The 20,355-nt window shown below is 63.0% G+C and carries 16 protein-coding genes; 10 read left to right on the top strand and 6 right to left on the bottom strand.

What is annotated here, in order from left to right; genetic code table 11:
* The 7 genes from AC8GFZ_RS13640 (at nt 1) to AC8GFZ_RS13610 (ending at nt 7,609) form a co-directional block, all read left to right on the top strand.
* Complete coding sequence (locus tag AC8GFZ_RS13640) at nt 1-741, top strand: ABC transporter ATP-binding protein (RefSeq protein WP_506645452.1); 741 nt, start codon at nt 1-3, stop codon at nt 739-741.
* Between the two features lie 14 nt (nt 742-755).
* Entirely contained in the window at nt 756-1,250 is a 495-nt protein-coding gene (locus AC8GFZ_RS13635) for a (2Fe-2S)-binding protein (RefSeq protein WP_506645451.1), read from the top strand.
* The gene (locus AC8GFZ_RS13630) at nt 1,247-4,909 is read left to right on the top strand and encodes a molybdopterin cofactor-binding domain-containing protein (RefSeq protein WP_506645450.1); all 3,663 of its coding nucleotides are present in this window, start codon (nt 1,247-1,249) and stop codon (nt 4,907-4,909) included. Before AC8GFZ_RS13635 ends, AC8GFZ_RS13630 begins: the two co-directional genes overlap by 4 nt.
* Before the next feature lie 223 nt (nt 4,910-5,132).
* On the top strand, nt 5,133-5,366 hold the full coding sequence (locus tag AC8GFZ_RS13625; protein WP_506645449.1) for a hypothetical protein: 234 nt from the start codon (nt 5,133-5,135) through the stop codon (nt 5,364-5,366).
* A 33-nt stretch (nt 5,367-5,399) separates the two neighbouring features.
* Nucleotides 5,400-5,825, top strand: a complete 426-nt coding sequence (locus AC8GFZ_RS13620) for a putative toxin-antitoxin system toxin component, PIN family (RefSeq protein WP_506645448.1) — start codon at nt 5,400-5,402, stop codon at nt 5,823-5,825.
* Nucleotides 5,826-6,042: 217 nt separating this feature from the next.
* Entirely contained in the window at nt 6,043-7,239 is a 1,197-nt protein-coding gene (locus tag AC8GFZ_RS13615) for an acyl-CoA dehydrogenase (RefSeq protein ID WP_506645447.1), read from the top strand.
* Nucleotides 7,240-7,420: 181 nt separating this feature from the next.
* Nucleotides 7,421-7,609 carry a helix-turn-helix domain-containing transcriptional regulator gene (locus tag AC8GFZ_RS13610; protein WP_506645446.1) on the top strand — a complete coding sequence of 63 codons (189 nt, stop codon included), beginning with the start codon at nt 7,421-7,423 and terminating at the stop codon, nt 7,607-7,609.
* Between the two features lie 108 nt (nt 7,610-7,717).
* Here the strand turns inward: AC8GFZ_RS13610 and AC8GFZ_RS13605 are convergent, their stop codons facing one another.
* The 3 genes from AC8GFZ_RS13605 to AC8GFZ_RS13595 all read right to left on the bottom strand — a co-directional run bounded on the left by AC8GFZ_RS13605 (nt 7,718) and on the right by AC8GFZ_RS13595 (nt 12,304).
* Complete coding sequence (locus tag AC8GFZ_RS13605; protein ID WP_506645445.1) at nt 7,718-8,647, bottom strand: DMT family transporter; 930 nt, start codon at nt 8,645-8,647, stop codon at nt 7,718-7,720.
* Nucleotides 8,648-8,738: 91 nt separating this feature from the next.
* Nucleotides 8,739-11,201 carry a hybrid sensor histidine kinase/response regulator gene (locus AC8GFZ_RS13600; RefSeq protein WP_506645444.1) on the bottom strand — a complete coding sequence of 821 codons (2,463 nt, stop codon included), beginning with the start codon at nt 11,199-11,201 and terminating at the stop codon, nt 8,739-8,741.
* A complete protein-coding gene (locus AC8GFZ_RS13595) occupies nt 11,198-12,304 on the bottom strand; it encodes a TRAP transporter substrate-binding protein (RefSeq protein WP_506645443.1) in 1,107 nt (368 codons plus the stop codon). The genes AC8GFZ_RS13600 and AC8GFZ_RS13595 overlap by 4 nt, the downstream gene beginning before the upstream one ends.
* Before the next feature lie 235 nt (nt 12,305-12,539).
* On the opposite strand from AC8GFZ_RS13595, the gene AC8GFZ_RS13590 reads away from it, so the two are divergent.
* Together AC8GFZ_RS13590 and AC8GFZ_RS13585 are read left to right on the top strand one after the other, a co-directional pair.
* Nucleotides 12,540-14,837, top strand: coding sequence for a xanthine dehydrogenase family protein molybdopterin-binding subunit (locus AC8GFZ_RS13590; RefSeq protein WP_506645442.1), 2,298 nt, complete (start codon nt 12,540-12,542; stop codon nt 14,835-14,837).
* A gap of 48 nt (nt 14,838-14,885) precedes the next feature.
* Nucleotides 14,886-16,451, top strand: coding sequence for an alkaline phosphatase D family protein (locus AC8GFZ_RS13585; protein ID WP_506645441.1), 1,566 nt, complete (start codon nt 14,886-14,888; stop codon nt 16,449-16,451).
* Here AC8GFZ_RS13585 and AC8GFZ_RS13580 read toward each other — a convergent pair.
* Nucleotides 16,441-17,406 (bottom strand): LysR family transcriptional regulator, encoded by a 966-nt coding sequence (locus AC8GFZ_RS13580; RefSeq protein ID WP_506645440.1) that lies wholly within the window; start codon nt 17,404-17,406, stop codon nt 16,441-16,443. The two genes, AC8GFZ_RS13585 and AC8GFZ_RS13580, sit on opposite strands and share 11 nt — an antisense overlap.
* Nucleotides 17,407-17,515: 109 nt before the next feature.
* On the opposite strand from AC8GFZ_RS13580, the gene AC8GFZ_RS13575 reads away from it, so the two are divergent.
* A complete protein-coding gene (locus tag AC8GFZ_RS13575) occupies nt 17,516-17,929 on the top strand; it encodes a hypothetical protein (protein WP_506645439.1) in 414 nt (137 codons plus the stop codon).
* A 98-nt stretch (nt 17,930-18,027) separates the two neighbouring features.
* On the opposite strand, the gene AC8GFZ_RS13570 is transcribed toward AC8GFZ_RS13575, so the two are convergent.
* Together AC8GFZ_RS13570 and AC8GFZ_RS13565 are read right to left on the bottom strand one after the other, a co-directional pair.
* Complete coding sequence (locus AC8GFZ_RS13570) at nt 18,028-19,902, bottom strand: phosphoenolpyruvate carboxykinase (GTP) (RefSeq protein ID WP_506645438.1); 1,875 nt, start codon at nt 19,900-19,902, stop codon at nt 18,028-18,030.
* A 289-nt stretch (nt 19,903-20,191) separates the two neighbouring features.
* A complete protein-coding gene (locus tag AC8GFZ_RS13565; protein ID WP_506645529.1) occupies nt 20,192-20,341 on the bottom strand; it encodes a hypothetical protein in 150 nt (49 codons plus the stop codon).
* Nucleotides 20,342-20,355: the final 14 nt, after the last annotated feature.

Here is a 20,355-nt window from a genome sequence, read left to right as displayed (position 1 = left end):
ATGACCACCCTGAACACCGACACCTTGCTGGAAGCCAAAGGCCTGGCCGCTTGGTATGGCGCCGCCCAAATTTTGTTTGACGTGGACTTGCAAGTCCGGCGTGGCGAAGTGGTGGCCTTGATGGGGCGCAACGGTGCGGGCAAGTCCACCACCCTCAAGGCCTTGATCGGCATGCTGGCGCGCCGGCGCGGTGACATCCGCTTCATGGGCCACGACCTCTCGCGCAGCGAGCCGCACCACGCGGCCCGGCTGGGCCTGGGCTTTGTGCCCGAAGACCGGCGCATTTTCACCGACCTCACCGTCACCGAAAACCTCGAGGTCGGCAAACAAGCGCCGCGCCATTGGCCCGATGGCACACCGGCGCCACATTGGACGCCGCAGCGTTTGTTCGAGTTGTTTCCCAACCTGGGTGAAATGCCGCATCGCCCCGGTGGCCGCATGAGTGGCGGCGAGCAACAAATGCTCACCGTGGCCCGCACGCTGATGGGCAATCCGTTTTTGGTCTTGCTCGACGAGCCCTCCGAGGGCGTGGCCCCGCTCATCGTCGAGCAAATGGTGCAGATGATTTTGGCCCTCAAAGCGCAGGGCGTGAGCATCTTGTTGTCAGAGCAAAACATGCACTTTGCCGAGCTGGTCTCTGACCGCGCCTATGTGCTGGAGAAGGGGCAAATCCGCTACCAAGCCAGCATGCAGGACTTGGCCGCCAACGAAGAAGTGCGACGCAACTACTTGAGCGTTTGAAAGCCACCCACCGCATGCGCCCCCCCACGGTTTTACACGTCAATCAGGTGCGCTGTGAGCTGCCACCCGAAGCGGGCCAAGCCAGCTTGTTGAATGTGTTGCGCAACGACTTGCAGCTCAATGGGCCCAAATACGGTTGCGGTTTGGGCGAGTGCGGGTCGTGCACGGTGTGGGTCGATGGCGTGGCGGCACGCGCCTGTGCCATCCCGGCCCGCGGTGTGGCTGGGCGCGAGATCACCACCTTGGAAGGCTTGGCCCCTTTGCACGGCGTGCCGGGCGAGTTGCATCCGGTGCAACAAGCCTTCATCGACGCCCAAGCCGCGCAGTGCGGCTACTGCCTCAATGGCATGGTGATGATGGCCGCCGCCTTGTTGGCCCGCGAGCCTAACCCCAGCGAGGCCGATGTGCGCCGCGAACTGTCGGGCAATTTGTGCCGCTGCGGCACCCACATCGAAATCATTCAAGCGGTGATGTTGGCCGCGCAGCGCATGCAAGGCGTGCCCACATGACGCGCCGCGCCGCCCAACCCCAGCGCCGCGCTGACTTCCATGCAGCCACGGGGGTGTTGCTCATCACCCGCGAGCCACCCCCGCCTCCGCCCCCGGTCAAAGGCCAGCCCTCTGCGGTGCCCAGCAACCCTGCCGAAGGCGTGGAAATTTTGCTCGCCGTGTGGGACGACGGCAGCGTCACCGCCTTGCATGGCCATGTGGATTTGGGCACGGGCATCGGCACCGCGCTGGCGCAAGTGGTGGCCGAAGAATTGGATGTGGGCCTGTCCGATGTGCATGTGGTGTTGGGCAGCACCACCTTGGCACCGAACCAAGGGCCGACCATTGCCAGCACATCGTTGCAAATGCATGCTGCCCCCTTGCGCGCCGGTGCCTCACAGGCCCGGGCTTGGCTGCTCGAGCGTGCGGCCCAGCGCTTGGGTGCTGCGCCGGCCGATTTGCACGTGCAAGCCGGTGTGGTCATGGTGCGCGCCGACCCCACACGCCAGTGCCGCTATGCCGATGTGTTGGCAGGTGAACATGTGGCCCTCGGCTTGGCGCTGGACACACCGCTCAAACCCGCAGCCGAACACCGGCTCATTGGCCAACCGATGCAGCGCATGGACATACCGGCCAAAGTCACCGGCGAGGCCTTGTTTGTGCATGACATGCGCGTGCCCGGCATGCTGCATGGCCGTGTGGTGCGCCCGCCTTATGTGGGTGCTGACCATGGCGACTTCATCGGCAACACCTTGTTGTCGGTGGACGAGTCGTCGATCGCCCACATTCCCGGCGTGCGCGCAGTGGTGGTGATTCGCGACTTTGTCGGTGTGGTGGCTGAGCGCGAAGAACACGCCGAACAAGCCATGCGCGAATTGCGCGTGCAGTGGAAAGACTGGCCTGGCCTGCCCCCCTTGGGCGACTTGCAACAGGCTTTGCGCACCAACCCGTCCACCCAACGCCGCTTGGTCGATGACGGCGATGTGGACGCCGCCATGGCCCAAGCCGCGCAACGGCTGTCGCGCACCTATGTGTGGCCGTATCAAATGCACGCGTCGATGGGGCCGTCTTGTGCTTTGGCCCTGTGGCCGCCAGAGGCGGAGGCGGGCGATGCGCGTCTCACCGTTTGGGCCGGCACCCAAAGCCCGCATGTGTTGCGCGCCGACCTGGCCAAGCTGATGGGCTTGAACGAGATTGACATTGCCGTGGTGCGCATGGAGGCCGCTGGTTGCTATGGCCGCAATGGCGCTGACGACGTCGCCGCTGATGCCGCCTTGCTGGCCCGCGCGGTGGGTGCGCCGGTGCGGGTGCAACTCACCCGCGAGCAAGAGCACGCCTGGGAGCCCAAAGGCGCGGCCCAGCTCATGGATGTGCGCGGCGGCTTGAATGCCGACGGCAGCGTCGCCGCTTACGACTTTGAAACCAGCTACCCCTCCAACGGTGCACCCACCTTGGCCCTGCTGTTGACCCGCACCATCGAGCCCTTGGCCCAGGCCTATGAAATGGGCGACCGCACCGCGCGCCCGCCGTATGCCTACACCAACCTGCGGGTGAGCGTGAACGACATGGCGCCCATCTTGCGCGCCTCTTGGCTGCGTGGGGTCTCGGCCTTGCCGAGTTCGTTCGCCCATGAAAGCTACATCGACGAGCTGGCCACGGCGGCGGGGGTGGACCCGGTTGAATTCCGCTTGCAGTACCTGCAAGACCCGCGCGCCAACGAGCTGCTGGCCGCCACCGCCCAGCGTGCCGGTTGGGTGGCGCGCACCGGGCCGCACCAGCAAGCGGTGCCGGGCACGGCCGGCGAGGTGTTGCGCGGTCAGGGCGTGGCCTATGCGCGCTATGTGCACAGCAAATGGCCGGGCTTTGGCGCGGCCTGGTCGGCCTGGGTGGCCGATGTCGAGGTGAACCGGCGCACCGGTGAAGTGCACGTCAGCCGCGTGGTGGTGGGTCACGACGCGGGCATGATGATCAACCCCGCGGGCGTGCAGCACCAAATCCACGGCAATGTGTTGCAAACCACCAGCCGCGCCCTCAAAGAAGAGGTGCAAACCGAGCCGCACAAAAACACCGTGGTCGCGCAAGAGTGGGGCGCTTACCCGATATTGAATTTCCGCGATGTGCCGGTGATCGAGGTGGTCACCCTGCCGCGCCAACACGAGCCGCCACTGGGCGCGGGCGAGTCGTCTTCGGTGCCCGGCACCGCAGCCATTGCCAATGCCATTTTTGACGCCACTGGCGTGCGCTTTCGCGAACCTCCCTTCACCCCCGAGCGGGTGCGCGCGGCTTTGCAAAGCCAAGCCGGCGCCACCGATGGCCCCGCGCCTCATCCAGCCCCGCCGGCGGAGTCCCAGCCCATGCCCCAAGGTGTGCGCTGGCCGCAGGCATTGCCCACCTGGTCGCGCGTGGGCGTGGTGTTGGTCGGCGTGGTGGGCACCACCCTGGCCTTGCTGGGTTGGCGCGCCAGCATCGCACCCGTTCAATATAGTCCCAGCAGCTTGTACAGCGCCGAAACGCTGGAGCGCGGCCGCCTGTTGGCCGCCGCAGGCAATTGCGTGGTGTGCCACACCGCGCCCGGTGGCGTGCCCAACGCGGGTGGCCGCGCCATCGACACGCCGTTTGGCACCATCTACACCACCAACCTCACACCCGACCCGGTGCACGGCATGGGGCAGTGGTCGTTCAGCGCGTTTCAACGCGCCATGCGCGAAGGCGTCTCGCGCGATGGGCGGCACCTGTACCCGGCGTTTCCGTTCACATCGTTTGCCAAGATGAACGACGACGACCTGGTGGCCCTGTATGCCCACCTCATGGCGCAAACCCCCGTGGCCTCGTCGCCACCCAGCACCGGCCTGGCGTTCCCGTTTGGCCAGCGCGCTTTCATGGCCAGCTGGAAGGGCTTGTTCCACGACACCCAGCCCTTTGTGCCCACGCCCGGCCAATCTGCCGAATGGAACCGGGGCGCTTACTTGGTGCAAGGCGTGGGCCACTGCGGCGCTTGCCACACGCCGCGCAATGCCGTGGGCGCAGAGCGCGGCGGCGCGGCCTATTTGAGTGGTGCGGTCGTTGACGGCTGGGAGGCGCCGGCGCTCACCGCGCTGTCCAAGTCGCCCGTGCCGTGGAGCGCTGACGCGCTGTACAGCTACTTGCGCCACGGCCACGCGCCCCACCACGGCATGGCGGCCGGCCCCATGACCGCCGTGGTGCAGCAATTGGCCCAGGTGCCCGATGCCGATGTGCGTGCCATGGCCACTTATTTGGCCAGCTTCAACCCGCCCGCCACCGACAGCGCGGCTTTGGCCCAACAGCTCGTGCAGCAAGCCGCCGATCAGCGCAGCGCCTTGGTGGGCAGCCCCGGTCAGCGCATGTTTGATGGCGCTTGCAGCGCCTGCCACCACGACGGCGACGGCCCCAAGCTGCTGGGCGTGAACCAGCCCTTGGCGCTCAACACCAACTTGCACAGCCAGCTGCCCGACAACCTGATTCGGGTGATTTTGGACGGCGTGCAAGACGTGCCCGGCCCGCAAGTGGGCTTCATGCCCGGCTTTCGCCATGCCCTCACCGACTCACAAATCGCCGAACTGGCGCGCTACATGCGACAGCGTTACGCCCTCAGCCAAGCGCCTTGGGAAAACTTGGAGGCAGCGGTGGCGCGGGTGCGGGCTTTGCAGGCGGTGCGCTGAGCACTGAAGAAAGCCTGTCACCCATTCGGGTCGCCTTGAATGGCTTGTGGCCTGTCCTGCGGGTCATGCCATGGGCATGACGTCGGCAGAAAAAGGGAAGCAGGTATAGTTATTTGAAACGGGCTCTCAATAAACCAGCAGCGCCCGTGGGCAAGGCTCAATGTGCACAGGCGGGCGCACCATTTGGCGCTCATAAGGCATGCAACGCTGAGGAGAAACGGATATGACCGCACTGGAATCCCGAATCATTCAAGGCCTCAAGGGGTTACCGCCTGAGCGCGTGGTTGAGGTGGTTGACTTCGTGGAATTTTTGGCTTCCCGTGTGCAAAGGGAGTCGGCCGCACGAGGCTTGACTGACGCCATGGCGCGGCTCGATGCACTGGGCCTGCCACCCATCACAGGCGACGAGATCGAAAAAGAGATTCAAAAGGCACGCCTTGAGCGCGGGGCTGCATAACCAGCTGTCATCCGCAAACATGTCCGCAGCCAAATGCGCATTGTCATTGACACCAACCTGCTGATTTCAGGGGTTATTTCTGCCGGCCTTGCGCGCCAGTTGATGGAGGCGGTCAAGACCGGAGAGTTTGAGTGGTGTACCAGCGAGGTTTTGTTGGCCGAGTTCTTGGAAGTGATGGCGCGGGATAAGTTTGCCTCGCGACTGGCCCTGGCTGGGCTGACGCCCCAGGCCATTGTGGATGACTTGCGCACCCTGGCGTGGGTGGTCTCGCCAACGGAGGTCGCCCGTGTGGTGCCCTCAGACCCGGATGATGACCATGTGCTGGCTGCTGCCTTGTCGGGGGCTGTTGACCTGATCGTTTCTGGAGACAAGCGGGATTTGTTGGCATTGGGCAGTTATCAAGGCATACCCATCGTCACGGCCAGGCAGGCGATGGAGCGTATTGCCACCAGCGAATAAATGCGAGGTTGGCCATTGCAAAACTTTATCTTTCTATCTAGAACGCAGACAGCTAGACCACTTTTGTGCCGGCCTCAAAGTTGGCGTTGTTTTGCAGTTGATTTTTGCCAATCTCATATGCAGGGCCCTGGATGACCCCTGTGGATGATTAATAAATGCGTGTGGGCTTATGATCCCCCTCTTTCATTTGTCAGCCACACATTCACCAGGAGTTTTCATGGCCAAGGCCTCCTTTCACTGGGACGACCCCTTTTTATTGCAGCAGCAGCTCTCTGAAGACGAGCGCATGATCGAAGAGGCGGCACGCGCCTACTGCCAAGACAAGTTGCTGACCCGCGTCACCGAAGCCTTTCGCCATGAAAAAACCGACCCCGCCATCTTTCGTGAAATGGGCGAACTCGGCTTGCTCGGCCCCACCATCCCTGCGGAATACGGCGGCCCAGGACTCAGCTACGTGGCCTATGGCCTGATCGCCCGAGAGGTTGAGCGTGTCGACTCTGGCTACCGCTCGATGATGAGCGTGCAATCGTCCTTGGTGATGCTGCCCATTTTCGAGTTCGGCACCGAAGGCCAGCGCCAAAAATACCTGCCCAAACTCGCCACCGGCGAATGGATTGGCTGCTTTGGCCTGACCGAGCCCGACCACGGCTCGGACCCGGCCAGCATGGCCAGCCGTGCGCAAAAGGTCAAAGGCGGGTATCAGCTCAAAGGCAACAAAATGTGGATCTCCAACTCGCCCATCGCGGACGTGTTTGTGGTCTGGGCCAAAGAGGTCAGCGAATCCGGCGCGGTCGGCCCCATCCGTGGCTTTGTGCTGGAAAAAGGCATGAAAGGTTTGAGTGCCCCCGCCATCCACAGCAAAGTGGGTTTGCGTGCATCCATCACCGGCGAGATCGTCATGGACGGCGTGTTTGTGCCCGAAGAAAACGCCTTCCCCGAGGTGCAAGGTTTGAAAGGCCCGTTCACCTGTTTGAACAGCGCACGCTACGGCATCGCTTGGGGTGCCTTGGGTGCGGCCGAAGACTGTTTTCACCGCGCCCGCCAATACACCTTGGACCGCCAGCAGTTTGGTCGCCCACTGGCCGCCAACCAGCTCATCCAAAAGAAACTGGCCGACATGCAAACTGAGATTTCACTCGGCCTGCAAGGCTGTTTGCGCTTGGGCCGCATGAAAGACGAAGGCACGGCCAGCGTGGAAATCACCTCCATCTTGAAGCGCAATTCCTGCGGGAAAGCGCTGGACATTGCCCGCATGGCCCGCGACATGATGGGCGGCAACGGCATCAGCGACGAGTTTGGCGTGGCCCGCCATTTGGTGAACTTGGAGGTGGTCAACACCTACGAGGGCACGCATGACATCCACGCCCTCATTTTGGGCCGCGCCATCACCGGCATTGCGGCGTTTGCCAACTAAACGGGTGTCGCCCGTCGCGCAGCGACGCGGCGACCCACCCGTGCCAAGCTGTGGCCATGGGCCCAGTGGGCATCAAAATGGGCGCTTCGGCGCCCTTTTTTCATGCGGGTGGGCTGGGGCGATCAGTTCACCCCAGTTAGAGTGATTGTCAAAGCCAAAGAGATTGCCAAGGGAGTTTCACATGCGCAAAACCACGGAATTTGACCCCGCCAACCACCTCGACAACCCGGAGGTCATCGCCGAGTACCTCCGTCTGGCCTTGGCCAGCGGCGACAGCGAATTGCTTTTGTCTGCCATCGGGGATGTTGAAAAAGCCAAAGGCCAAATCCAAATTGGCCCCCATACAGACGTGGGTCGTGAAAGCCGCTAATTGGCGTTGTTTCCAGGCGCAGAACCCATACTTCAAAGTTTGGTAGGCCCTGGGAAGGCAAAGGTGGGCGAATACTGTGTCGATCAGGTGATGGGCGATGGGTCGCCCTCACTGGCTCTGCGCAGCCTCAGCATTTGCCGGTGCCGCCGGCCGGTTGACCATCACGATGCCCGCGGCCACGCCGGCCATGGCGACGGCCAGGCTCCAGGTCCACGGTTCGCCCAGCCACAGGATGGCGATCACCAGGGTGAACATGGGCGATAAAAACGAAAACGAAGTGACCTGCGTGGCTGGGTAATGGGCGATGAGCCACATCCAAATCAAGATGGTGACAAACGCGCCCAAGGTGCATTGGATGGCCACCGACACCCAGGCCAAGCTGGGGGCGTCCCAGTTCCAGGGCTCTCCCAGCAGCAGCGAGATGAGGGGCAACACCAGGGCGCTGACGCCAATTTGGTAGAGCAGCATTTTTTCGGCACCCACTTGGCCCACGCGGGTGGTGCGCAGGGTCACGGTGGTCAATCCCCACAAGGCCCCGGCCAGCACGCCGAGCAAGTCGCCACGCCATTGCAAAGGGTTGTCGCCTGGCCCATGCCAGCCTTCTTGCAAAGCCAGCCCCACCGAGCCAAAGGCCAACAGCAGGCCCAACCATTGCCAGGGTCCTAGGCGTTCAGAGCGCACCCGCAAGGGCACGCACACCGCGACCCAAAACGGCGCGGTGTACAAAAAGATGGTTAAACGCGAGGCGCTGGTGTCGAGCAGGCCCAAATAAATGCTGGCAAATTCCAGGGCAAACAAGCTGCCCGCGAGCAAGCCCGACCACAGGCTGCCGTCACGCTGCCACAGCACGATGCCGCGCCAGCGGCACCACAGCAGCAGGCACAGCGCGGCACCAACCATCCGCAGCGCCGCTTGAAACACCGGGGCGATGAGGGGCAAGGTGAGTTTGATCAGCACCTGCTGAAAGCCCCAGACAAAGCAGCACGTCAGCAACAAGCCAATGGCGGTGGCATCCAGGTGTGAGCGGCGCGAAGTCATGCGGGTAGGTGGGTGTGGGCGTTGTCACCCCCTGCCGGGCGGTGTGTCGGGGCCATGCCCGGGCAGGGTGGCGCGCCTGATTGTGCCTGTGTCACATGCGCGGGCCAGGCGTGCCTTCTTCAGTGGGGCGCCAGCGCTGCATTTTGGCGCTCAGTTGTTCGAGCTGGATGGGTTTGGTCAGGTAGTCGTCCATGCCCGCGGCCAAGCAACGCTCGGCGTCGCCCAACATGGCCAAGGCGGTCAAGGCGATCACGGGCACACGGCCCATGGTGGGGTTGAGGGCTTCGCGCTCGCGCAAGGCGCGGGTGGTGTCAAAGCCGTCCATCTCGGGCATTTGGCAGTCCATCAGCACCAGGTCGTAGGTGTTGGTTTCAAAGGCGCTGAGGGCTTGCACGCCGTTGTCGGCCATGTCGATGTCGCAACCCATGCGGGTGAGCATGGCGCGGATGATGGTTTGGTTGACCGGGTGGTCTTCGACCACCAGCACCTTGATCGGGTGTTCGCGTGTGGCGTTGTTTGTCCAAGGGGTGGGGGCGGTGGGCGCTGCATGGGGCGTGGCCACGGCGGCCATCAGCTCTGGGTTTTGGCGTTGGTGCAAGCGCGTCCACAGGGCGCGCACAGCCTCGCGCTTGGGCGGTGTTTCCAGCCGCCACAGCGGTGCCATGGGCCACTCGGCGGGGGGTAAAAAAACCTGCTGCGACCGGGCCAGCACCACATAAGCCAACACCGCATGGGGCAGTTGTTCGCGTGTCGGCAGGGGGCTGTGGCTGTCAATGAGCACCCAGGCGGGCTTATTGGTGTCGCCACCGATGGGTTGGCGCAAATGGATCATGTGGGTGTGCCAACTTTCGCGCCAGTTGGCGCTGACGGCGTCCACAAACAACGGTGTGGTGGCAGGCAAGTCGGCGGCTGGGGCTGGCGTTTCCACTTCATGCGCTGGTGTGGTTTCCAGGGGCAGCCACACTTCAAACACGGTGCCTTGGCCGGGGCTGCTTTGCACGGTCAATTGGCCCCCCAATAAGCCCACCAGGTGCTGGGTGATGCTCATGCCCAGTCCCGTTCCACCGTAGCGGCGCGCATGCGAGTTGTCGGCTTGGTGAAACGGCGTGTACAAGCGCTCGAGCTGTTGCCCGTCCATGCCAATGCCACTGTCTTGCACCCGCAGGTGCAGCGAAGTGGAGCCGTCGCCTGGTCGCCATTGGGCCCACAACAGCACATGGCCTTGTTCGGTGAATTTGATGGCATTGCCCAACAAGTTGAGCACGATTTGGCGCAGGCGCAGCGGGTCGGAGCGCACCCAGTCGGCCTCGCTGACGTCCAAGTCGCAGTGCAAGTGCAAGCCTTTGTCATGGGCCGATTTGGCCAGCAAGGTGCAGCTGTCTTCCAAGGTGTGCAGCAGGGGAAAGGCCTTTTGATCGAGCTGAAATTGGCCGGCCTCGAGCTTGCTGAAGTCCAAGATGTTGTTGATGATGCCCATCAGGTTTTCGCCTGAGCGGCGCATCAGGCCCGTCCATTCGGTTTGTTGTTCTGTCAAGCGCGAAGCGGCCAACAGGTCGCAGGCGCCCAAGATGCCATTCATGGGGGTGCGGATTTCGTGGCTGATGTTGGCGATGAACATGGCATGGATGCGCGCCTCAATCGCGCTTTGGTCGGCCAAGCGCTGGTTGTGCAGCTCTTGGCGCAGCGAGCGGCTGAGGTTGCGCGAGCCCCACATAAACAAGCCCATCACACAGCACAAGAAAAAGCTCGGCCACCACAGTTGGGCCAACCAGGCTTGTTGCACGGCAGAAGGGTTGATCCAGGCTTGCACCATCAAATCGGGGGCTTCGGTGGCCAGGGTCAACACCGGTGCGCGGCTGGGTGCGGCGCCGTCAACCCAGCCCGAGCCCAATACGGCGGCACCCAACAGCACTTGCAGGGCCGGGGATGTTTCAGTGGAATGGGTGTTGAGCGCCTCGCGCACCAAGCCGGGGTCGAGCAAGGCCACCGCCATGCCGGCGAAAGTGCCGTCGCTGTAAGTCAAGCGCATGCTGCGCGCCAGCAAGGCTTGGCCTTGTTCGTTCACCACATGGCTGAGGATGCTGGCGTCGCTGTTGTTGCTTTGCGCTTGGGCAATGTCTTGCAAGGACGCCTCTAGGGGCAAAGCGGGGATGGACAACAAAGGGTCGCCCGCTGCGGTGGTCACCAGCACCTGGCGATAAGGGGTGCGGGTGTCGCGACCGCGCACTTGGGCCAGGGTGTCGCTGTCAATCAAGCCCGGCCCACTTCGGTTGAAGGCGGCCAAGGTGTAGGCCAGGATGTCGTCGATGTGGCGCAAGGCGTTGTCCAGCCGCGCCTGCACCGATGCGGCAGCAATTTTGGCCTTTGTGCGCTGATCCTCCACGGCAAAGCTGTGGCTGCGATAGACATAGACCAACCAGATGAGCGCCAGCAGGCCCAGCACCAACCACACCCCCCAGCGGATGCGCTCGAGTTGGCGCTCCACGCCACGGGTGTCACCGGCTTGCCCTGAATTGCCCGATGTGTGGCGGCCCAAACCTTGCAACAGTTTCATGCGTAGCGCGCTTGCCAGTAAGCGCGGTCGGCCACTTCGGCCCAGCGCAATTGGTTTTGCAAATAAGCGGTGTAACTGCGGTGGATCTCTTGGGCCAGCGTGTCGCCCTGCACCGCATCGCGCAACACCTGTGGCGTGATTTGCCGAAAGGCACGCGTCACATCGTTGGGCAGGCGCAGCAACTCGACGTTTTTGAATTGGCGCAGGGTCTGCAAGCTGCGCGCGTTTTCGTGGTTGAACTGCGCCAGCATGTCGGTGCACTCTTGCCAGCCGGCGGCGCGCATGATTTCTTGGTGCAGGGGCGACAGCCTCTCCCACACCTTGGGGTTGACGATCAACTCGGTGGTGTGGCCGGGCTCGTGGATGCCGGGCACATAGCAGTGGTTGCACACCTCGTGCAGGCCCAATTGCATGTCACACCAAGGCGACACCCACTCCGCCCCGTCGATCTTGCCGCTGGCCAGCGCGGGCACGATTTCGCTGGCGGGTAAATTCACCGTCACCGCGCCCAAACGGCGCAACACCTCGCCGCCCAAGCCCGGGTAGCGCAAGCGCAAGCCCTTGAGCGAAGCCAGTGATGTGATTTTTTCGCGCATCCAACCGGCGGTTTGCACCCCGGTGTTGCCACAGGCCAAAGGCACCACGCCATGCGCCCGGGCCAAGCGTGTCCACAGCGCCATGCCGCCCCCAAAGCGCAGCCATGCGGTGTGCTCGTTGGCATTCATGCCAAAGGGCACGGTGGCAAAAAACGGAAAACCCGGCGAGTGTGTGGACCAGTAATAAGACGTGCCATGGGCCATGTCCACTTGCCCCGAGGCCACAGCTTCGAGCAGCTGCAAGGGTGGGATGCCCGACTCGCCCGAAAAGCGCACGTCGATGTGCAGCTGCCCGCCCGACAAGGTGTTCACCCGCTGAGCCCAGCGCCGCACCGCATCGCTCAGCCCCGGCATTTTGTCGGGCCAAGCAGCCGCCAAGCGCAAGCGGGTTTCGGACGCCTTGTTGGGCTGTGCCGCTGCCGCTGACCAGGCCAGCGTTGACACAGCACCCGCACCAGCAGCCAACCAACGTCGGCGTGGGATGCGCTCAAAGGGGCTATTTTTCATGAATTAATCAAATAAATGTCCGTCAAAAGTGCTATGAAGTGTAAAAGAAACGAAAACTTTTTATAACTACACAAAAGTTAACAGTAATCGGCATATTTGGTCTTTTATTAAACCTAAGTATTCATATTTGTGGGTTCTCCCTTTGGTGGGCATTTCACCCGCCCCGATGGGGCTGCGACTACACTGGTGCCCCTGTGAATCGACAAGCAAAAGGGCTGATGTGAATACGGAAAACATGCGATTTGGAAGCGGTCATGCGGTCAAGCGTTTGGAAGACGACTTGTTGCTCAAAGGCCAAGGCTTGTTCACCGATGACGCCCAGGTCGAGGGCCTGCAGCACATCTGGTTTGTGCGCTCGGTCTACCCCCATGCGCTGTTGAAAAGCGTCGATGTGGCCGCGGCGCGCGCCATGCCCGGCGTGTCTTTGGTGGTCACCGGCGCAGATTTGGCCCAAGCGGGCATCAAGCCCTTGCCCAAACCCGCTGGCTTCAAACGTGCCGATGGTTCGCCAGCGGCCAGCCCACCGCGCTACCTGATGGCCCATGAGCGGGTGCGCTTTGTCGGCGAAGTGGTCGCGGTGGTGGTGGCCGACAGCGTGGAAAACGCGCGCAATGCTGCCGAGGCGGTGATGGTCGACTACGACGAGCTGCCCAACGCCACCGGCGTGCACGCGGCTTTGGCGGCCGATGCCCCCCGGTTGTGTGACGACGTGCCCGACAACATCGTGGCCGAGACGCGTTATGGCGACGCACAGGCCGCGCAGCAAGCTTTTGCCAGTGCCGCGCATGTGGTCAAACTGCACATTGACAACCAACGCTTGGCCGCCCTGACCCTGGAGCCGCGCAGCGTGTTGGCCTACATCGACCAAGGCCGCTTGACCATGCGCATGAGCAGCCAAATGCCCAGCGGCGTGCGCACCTTGGTGAGCGATTTGCTCGGCCTGCCCAAAGAAAAAGTGCGGGTCTTGGTGGGTGACGTGGGCGGTGGCTTTGGCATGAAAACCGGCATGTACCCCGAGGACGGCGTGGTGGCGTATTGCTGCCATGTGCTGCAACGCCCGGTCAAATGGATGGCCGAGCGCGCAGAAGACTTTCTCAGCTCCACCCATGGGCGTGACATCGAAACCCAGGCAGAAATGGCCTTGGCCGCCGACGGCAAAATTTTGGCCTTGCGCATCGAAACCTTGGCCAATGTGGGGGCCTACCCTGCGCCCACGGGCGTGGCCATTCAGGTGATGATCGGCCCCTGGGTGCAAACCAGCGTGTACGACATCCAGACCATTGACTTTCATTTCACCGCCGTGTTGACCAACACCGCCACCATGGGCGCGTACCGGGGTGCGGGCCGGCCCGAAGCGATCTTCAACATCGAGCGCTTGATGGACGAGGCGGCGCGCCAAATCGGCATGGACCGCGTGGCCCTGCGCCGGCGCAACATGATTGCGCCCAGCCAAATGCCCTACAAAAATGCCATGGGCCAAACCTATGACGTGGGTGCGTTTGAGCACATCATGGACAAAGGCCTGGCGCTGGCGCAGTGGGATGGCTTTGCCCAGCGCGAAGCAGCTTCTAAGGCGCGCGGCAAATGGCGCGGTTTGGGGCTGGCCACATTTTTGGAGTGGACCGGCGGCAACGCCTTGGAAGAAAACGTCACTGTCACCATCGCCGCTGATGGGGTGATCGAGGTGTTCAGCGCAATGGCCCCCATGGGCCAGGGCATCGCCACCTCGCTGGCGCAACTGGTGGTCGATGTGTTTGGGGTGCCGATGTCGCAGGTGCGCATTGTGTTGGGCGACACCGACCGCGGCGACGGCTTTGGCAGCGCGGGTTCGCGCTCTTTGTTCACCGGTGGCTCGGCGGTCAAAGAGGGCTCTGAGCGCAGCCTGGCGCAAGCCCGTGAGTTGGCCGCCAAAACACTGGAAGTGGCGGGTGCCGACTTGGCCTACGAGGCTGGGCGCTTTCAGGTCAAGGGCACCGACATCGGCCTGGGCCTGGGTGAGTTGGCGCAGCGCCAGCCCGATGGCCGCATGCATTTGGCCTCCACCACCAAGGTCAGCGGGCCCACCTGGCCCAATGGCTGCCATGTGTGCGAAGTCGAGGTCGACGCGGCCACCGGCAATGTGGAGTTGGTGGCCTACAGCTCGGTCAACGACGTGGGCCGGGTGGTCAACCCGACCATCGTGCGCGGTCAGCTTGACGGCGGCGCGGTGCAAGGCATCGGCCAAGCCCTGTGCGAGCAAATGACCTACGACGCCGAAACCGGCCAGTTGCTCACCGGCAGCTTGATGGATTACGCCGTGCCCCACGCCGACATCATGCACGCCAACTTTGTCACGGAGATGGACGAGTCCGTGCCCTGTAAAAACAACCCCATGGGCGTCAAAGGGGTGGGCGAGTTGGGCACCATTGGGGCCACGCCTGCCGTGGTCAATGCGGTGGCCGACGCCTTGGCGCGCAATGGCCACGCGGCCCAGGCCAGCCAATTGCAAATGCCCATCACGCCGTACCGCTTGTGGACCTTGCTCAACGCTTGAGCGGTACCCATCCCGCAGCCCACCCCACAGCTCACCCGATGGCCAGCCATGCAGCGGCGTGACTTTCACCGTTGGGCCCAGGCCCACGCCATGGCCTTGGCCTTGGCGCCATGGCAGCAGGCGGTGGGCCAAGCCGGGCCAGACCCACGGCGCTGGCGCGACAACCCGTTCACCTTGGGTCTGGCCAGCGGCCAACCCCGACCCGACACCGTGGTGTTGTGGACCCGTTTGGTGGTCGGCCCGCAAGACCGTGCCGACAGCGGTACCGATGCAGCACGGGTGGTGTGTGAAGTGTTTGCCGACGAGGCCTTGCGCCAACGCGTGTGGCACAGCGACATCACCACCGATGCACAGCGCGGCCACAGCGTGCATGCCCAGGCCACTGGCTTGGCACCTGGGCGCTCTTATTGGTACCGTTTTCGCTGTGGTGATGCGATCAGCCCGGTGGGCCGCACCCGCACCGCGCCGCGCCCCACCGACGATGTGCGCCGACTGCGCCTGGCCCTGGCCTCGTGCCAGCACTATGAACAAGGCGAATATGTGGCCCACGCGGACATCGCGCGCCAAGACCTGGACCTGGTGGTGTTTGTCGGCGACTACATCTACGAGAGCACCAATCCGCGCTTGGCCATCCGCAAGCACACCGGCGGCGAGCCCAAAACCCTGGACGAATACCGCCAGCGCTATGCGCTGTACAAATCAGACCCCCACCTGCAAGCCGCCCACGCCGCGCACCCCTGGTTGCTGATGTGGGACGACCACGAGGTGGTCAACGACTATGCGGCTGACCGCGATACGCGCAACACCCCGTTGGAGGTGTTCATGCAACGCCGCGCGGCGGCCTATCAAGCCTATTTTGAACACCAGCCCCTGGCCTTGGGACTGGACCCGAGCAGCCCATGGGGTGCCAGCATGCGACTGCACCAGCACCTGCCCTGGGGCCGCTTGGCCGACCTGTGGACTTTGGATTGCCGCCAGTACCGCAGCCCCCAAGCCTGCCAAGACCCCAACCGCGGCGGCGGCCGGGTGGTGACCCAGTGCGCCGAACTCGATGAGCCTGGGCGCAGCATGCTGGGTGCCGCCCAAGAAGATTGGCTCTACCAGGGCTTGCGCCAATCCAGCGCCACTTGGAAGCTGCTGGCGCAAGCCACCCAAATCAGCCCCACCTCGGTCAGCACGCCCTTGGGCCGGGCCACTTACACCGATGCCTGGGACGGCTACCCGCAAGCGCGGCGGCGTTTGCTGCAAGCCATGGCCGATGGGCCGGTCAGCAACGTGCTGACCTTGGGCGGCGATGTGCACATGAACGTGGCCGCCAAGTTGCGGTTGCAGCCCAATGATGACAACTCGCCGGTGGTGGCCAGCGAGTTTGTCGCCACCTCCATCACCTCACGCGGCTTGGGTGAAAGCGTGCTCAATGCGGCGCGCTCAGCCAACCCCGACATTGTTTACGCCCGTTCTGATGAGCGCGGTTATGCGCTCATCCACATCGAGCCCGAGTCGGCGCTGTGTGAATTTCGCACCACGCCTTTTCCGGCGGGCACCCGCGCCGATTTGACCGTGCAAGCGCGCTTCCAAGTCGAGCGCGGGCGGGCGGGTCCAGTCAAGCTTTGATTTTGGCCAGCGTCTGAAGGCTGGCACGCGCCACGGCTTGGCGCAACCACTGGTGGGCATGGGGCTGACGCAAGCGTTTGCGCCACACCATGTCCACATGCACGGTGGGCACTTGAAATGGCAAGGGCTTGACCACCAGCCGCTCAAACACCCCGGTCACGCTCAAAAAATGCTGCGGCAGCACGGTGAGCAAATTGGAGTGCGCCACCACCTGACCGGCGGTGAAAAACTGGTTCACGGTCAGCACCACATGGCGCTCGCGCCCCAAGCTGGCCAGGGCCTCGTCGACAAACCCAAAGGGCCGGCCGGAAAAGCTCACCAACAAATGGCGCGCCTGGCAAAAGGTGTCCAAGTCCAATGCTTGTGTCGCCAAGGGGTGGTCTTGGCGCATCACGCACACATACTGACCGTCAAACAAGCGCTGGTGCTGCAAGGCATGGCCGCCTTCCACCGGTGTCGGGGCGTTGAGCTCGGCGAGCAGGGCCGGGAAGTAGCCCACCGCCATATCGATCAGCTCCTGCTCGAGCATGGCGCTGGGGTTGCGCGTGCTAAGCGGCAAAACACGCATGGAAACGCCCGGTGCTTCGCGCTCCAAAATATCGACCAAGCCGGGCATCAGCTCGGCGGCGGTGGCGTCGGCCATGGCCAACACAAAGGTGGCATCGGCGTGTGCGGGCTCGAATTCGCCCGGGTTGAGGCTTTGTTCCAACTGCGCCAAGGCGGTGCGCACCTGCGGCCACAAAGCCAGGGCACGTGGCGTGGGGCTCAGGCCTTGGCCGTCGCGGCGCATCAAGTCTTCGCCCAAGCGTTCGCGCAAGCGGCGCATGGCGTTGCTCACCGCCGGCTGGGTCAGGGCCAATTTGTGCGCCGCCCGCGTCAGGCTGCGCTCGGCCATCACCTCGTCAAAGATGCGCAGCAGGTTCAAGTCCAGGGTGCGGAAGTTGACTTGATTCATAAGTCTGGTGAATGTATCACATGCGCAATCATCACTTGTTTGATGTGGGGGAATACCCTAATATCCATCCATCAGCAACGCTTTCACTGCTTTAAATACGGAGTTCACCATGACCACCTTTGTCCACATCGACTACCCCACAACCCACCCCGGCGTGGAACGCGCCATCAGCGTGGCCCGCAAATTCCAAGGCTTTGGCGCACGTTTGAGCCAAGAGCGTGGCCTGGCCGCCTTGTTGCAATGGTCGGTCGTTGCGGCCGTGTTGGTCGGCGCCTTTCAAGCCATTGAAAGCCTGAGCGAAGACCACTTGATGCTGGCCTGGTTGGCCATGTGGTTGGTGGCTTTGTCTGCCCTGGCCTTTTTTGCCCGCCCCCTGCATCACCTGCATTTGGGCCAGCGCCTGGCGGCTTGGAACCTGCGCCGCAAACAGGCCGAGGCGGATCGCCGTTTGTGGGCCTTGGCCCAAGTCGACCCCCGCATCATGGCTGAATTGCAAGGTGCGCTGATGCGCGGTCGCGGTTAAAGCACGGGCGCCATGTGGGCGCCTGCTTTCTCTAAAAGCCAAAGAAAAAGCCGTTGCATGCAACGGCTTTTTTGTTTTCCCCGCCCAAGGGGCAAAGGTCAAGCGTGCAAACGCTTTTCGATCGCGGCCTTGGTCTGCGGCAGCGCAGCGGGCAGCTTGTGGGCCAGTTGGCTGAATAACTCATCGTGCAACTTGAGCTCTTCCACCCAAGCGGCTTTGTCGATGTGGGTGACGGTTTTGAATTGCTCTTGGGTGAAGTTCAGGCCGGTCCAGGTGATTTCGTCAAACGCCGGGCTGACGCCGAACACGTGGTCTTGGCCTTTGGCGCTGCCCTCGATGCGGTCGATCATCCACTTGAGCACGCGCATGTTCTCGCCATAACCAGGCCAGACAAACTTGCCATCGGCCCCTTTGCGGAACCAGTTGACGCAGTAAATGGCCGGCAACTTGGCGCCAGAGGCTGCCAGTTTGGTGCCCATGTCCAGCCAATGTTGGAAGTACTCACTCATGTTGTAACCCGTGAAGGGCAACATGGCAAACGGGTCGCGGCGCACCACGCCTTGTTGGCCAGCGGCCGCGGCTGTGGTCTCGGAGCCCATGGTGGCAGCCATGTACACGCCCTCGGTCCAGTTGCGCGCTTCGGTCACCAAAGGCACGGTGGTCGAGCGGCGGCCACCAAAGATGAAGGCGTCGATGACCACACCAGCGGGGTCGTCCCAGGCGCTGTCGAGCGCGGGGTTGTTGGTCGCGGCCACGGTGAAGCGGGCATTGGGGTGGGCGGCTTTGGCGCCGGTTTCTTTGGCGATGGCAGGGGTCCAGTCTTTGCCCTGCCAGTCGATGCAGTGCGCAGGGGCGTCGCCCATGCCTTCCCACCACACATCACCGTCGTCGGTCAGCGCGACGTTGGTGAAGATTACGTCACGGTCCAAACTGGCCATGCAGTTGGGGTTGGTCAAGGTGTTGGTGCCGGGGGCCACGCCAAAGTAGCCGGCCTCGGGGTTGATGGCGCGCAGTTTGCCGTCGGCGCTGGGCTTGATCCAGGCGATGTCGTCGCCAATGGTGGTGACTTTCCAGCCCTCAAAGCCGGCGGGCGGGATCAACATGGCGAAATTGGTTTTGCCGCAAGCGCTGGGGAAGGCCGCAGCCACATGGTACTTTTTGCCTTGGGGGTTGGTCACGCCCAAGATCAGCATGTGCTCGGCCAGCCAGCCGGGGCTGCCCGCAGGGCCTTCGGCGGCGGCGCGGCCCATGTTGGAGGCGATGCGCAGCGCGAAACACTTTTTGCCCAACAAGGCATTGCCGCCATAGCCCGAGCCATAAGACCAAATCTCGCGCGACTTGGGGAAGTGCACGATGTATTTGGTTGGGTTGCAGGGCCACGCCACGTCTTTTTGGCCGGCCTTCAGCGGTGCGCCCACGGTGTGCACGCAGGGCACAAACTCGCCATCGGTGCCCAGCACGTCATGGACGGCTTGGCCCATGCGGGTCATGATCTTCATGTTGACCGCCACATAGGGGCTGTCGGACAACTCAATGCCGATGTGGGCAATCGGGCTGCCCAAGGGGCCCATGGAAAACGGCACCACATATAAAGTGCGGCCGGTCATGCAACCATCAAACAAGCCGTTGAGGGTGTTGCGCATTTCGGCCGGGGCGATCCAGTTGTTGGTGGGGCCAGCGTCTTCTTTGCGGTCGGTGCAAATGAAGGTGCGGTCCTCCACGCGGGCCACGTCGCTGGGGTCGGACTTGGCCAAAAAGGAGTTGGGTCGCTTGGCGGGGTTCAGGCGCTGGAAGGTGCCGGCGTCCACCAGTTGTTGGCACAAGGCGTCGTATTCGGCTTGGCTGCCGTCGCACCAATGGATGGCGTCGGGCTTGCACAAGGCGGCGATTTCGCCCACCCAAGCCACCAGTTTTGCGTTTTTAACAAACCCGGGGGCGTTCAAAGCCAGGCCCGGTGTGTAAGGTGCGTTCATGCGTGCTCCGTCGATAGTTGATTCAGGTCAGCCCACCATGTTTCTCACTCGCCAGGGCGGGGTTTTCATGGGCTGAACTCAAGCAACCATTTCACCCTGGGCAGCGCGGCTGGGGCCAGGGTGGAGGCGATTCTAGGCAGGGGCTTGGGCCGGTGCCTGACAGGGTCATGCAAAAAACGCATAACCTTATGTCTGGGGCTCTTGCCCGGCGCCCAACGGGTCGGGGCGCATTCAGCGCAGGCACAAAAAAGCCCCGACCAGCGGGGCTTTTGGATGCGCACCGGGGCGATCAGGCCATAAAAACAGCGATGAAGGCCAGCAGAAAAATCAACACGCCGCCCGCGATGGGCAACACGATGGGCATCAGCGGAACAATGCTCTCCACCACATCTTCGGTATCTTGGTGGTGGTGTTCGTTGTGGTGGTGGGGAGCAGACATGGTCATTCCAAAGG

It is taken from the genome of Limnohabitans rimovensis (SeqCode) (genome assembly GCF_965234775.1).
Taxonomy (GTDB): Bacteria; Pseudomonadota; Gammaproteobacteria; order Burkholderiales; family Burkholderiaceae_C; genus Limnohabitans; species Limnohabitans rimovensis.
Note: the sequence above shows the minus strand (reverse complement) of the source record. Positions and strands in the feature narration are given on the sequence as shown.

Bases quoted from the DNA above. Each gene is read 5' to 3' on its own strand.
- AC8GFZ_RS13595 (WP_506645443.1), bottom strand. From the start codon at position 12,304: ATGAAAAATAGCCCCTTTGAGCGCATCCCACGCCGACGTTGGTTGGCT.
- AC8GFZ_RS13605 (WP_506645445.1), bottom strand. From the start codon at position 8,647: ATGACTTCGCGCCGCTCACACCTGGATGCCACCGCCATTGGCTTGTTG.
- AC8GFZ_RS13580 (WP_506645440.1), bottom strand. From the start codon at position 17,406: ATGAATCAAGTCAACTTCCGCACCCTGGACTTGAACCTGCTGCGCATC.
- AC8GFZ_RS13635 (WP_506645451.1), top strand. From the start codon at position 756: ATGCGCCCCCCCACGGTTTTACACGTCAATCAGGTGCGCTGTGAGCTG.
- AC8GFZ_RS13615 (WP_506645447.1), top strand. From the start codon at position 6,043: ATGGCCAAGGCCTCCTTTCACTGGGACGACCCCTTTTTATTGCAGCAG.
- AC8GFZ_RS13590 (WP_506645442.1), top strand. From the start codon at position 12,540: ATGCGATTTGGAAGCGGTCATGCGGTCAAGCGTTTGGAAGACGACTTG.
- AC8GFZ_RS13575 (WP_506645439.1), top strand. From the start codon at position 17,516: ATGACCACCTTTGTCCACATCGACTACCCCACAACCCACCCCGGCGTG.
- AC8GFZ_RS13630 (WP_506645450.1), top strand. From the start codon at position 1,247: ATGACGCGCCGCGCCGCCCAACCCCAGCGCCGCGCTGACTTCCATGCA.
- AC8GFZ_RS13585 (WP_506645441.1), top strand. From the start codon at position 14,886: ATGCAGCGGCGTGACTTTCACCGTTGGGCCCAGGCCCACGCCATGGCC.
- AC8GFZ_RS13600 (WP_506645444.1), bottom strand. From the start codon at position 11,201: ATGAAACTGTTGCAAGGTTTGGGCCGCCACACATCGGGCAATTCAGGG.
- AC8GFZ_RS13565 (WP_506645529.1), bottom strand. From the start codon at position 20,341: ATGTCTGCTCCCCACCACCACAACGAACACCACCACCAAGATACCGAA.
- AC8GFZ_RS13640 (WP_506645452.1), top strand. From the start codon at position 1: ATGACCACCCTGAACACCGACACCTTGCTGGAAGCCAAAGGCCTGGCC.
- AC8GFZ_RS13620 (WP_506645448.1), top strand. From the start codon at position 5,400: ATGCGCATTGTCATTGACACCAACCTGCTGATTTCAGGGGTTATTTCT.
- AC8GFZ_RS13625 (WP_506645449.1), top strand. From the start codon at position 5,133: ATGACCGCACTGGAATCCCGAATCATTCAAGGCCTCAAGGGGTTACCG.
- AC8GFZ_RS13610 (WP_506645446.1), top strand. From the start codon at position 7,421: ATGCGCAAAACCACGGAATTTGACCCCGCCAACCACCTCGACAACCCG.
- AC8GFZ_RS13570 (WP_506645438.1), bottom strand. From the start codon at position 19,902: ATGAACGCACCTTACACACCGGGCCTGGCTTTGAACGCCCCCGGGTTT.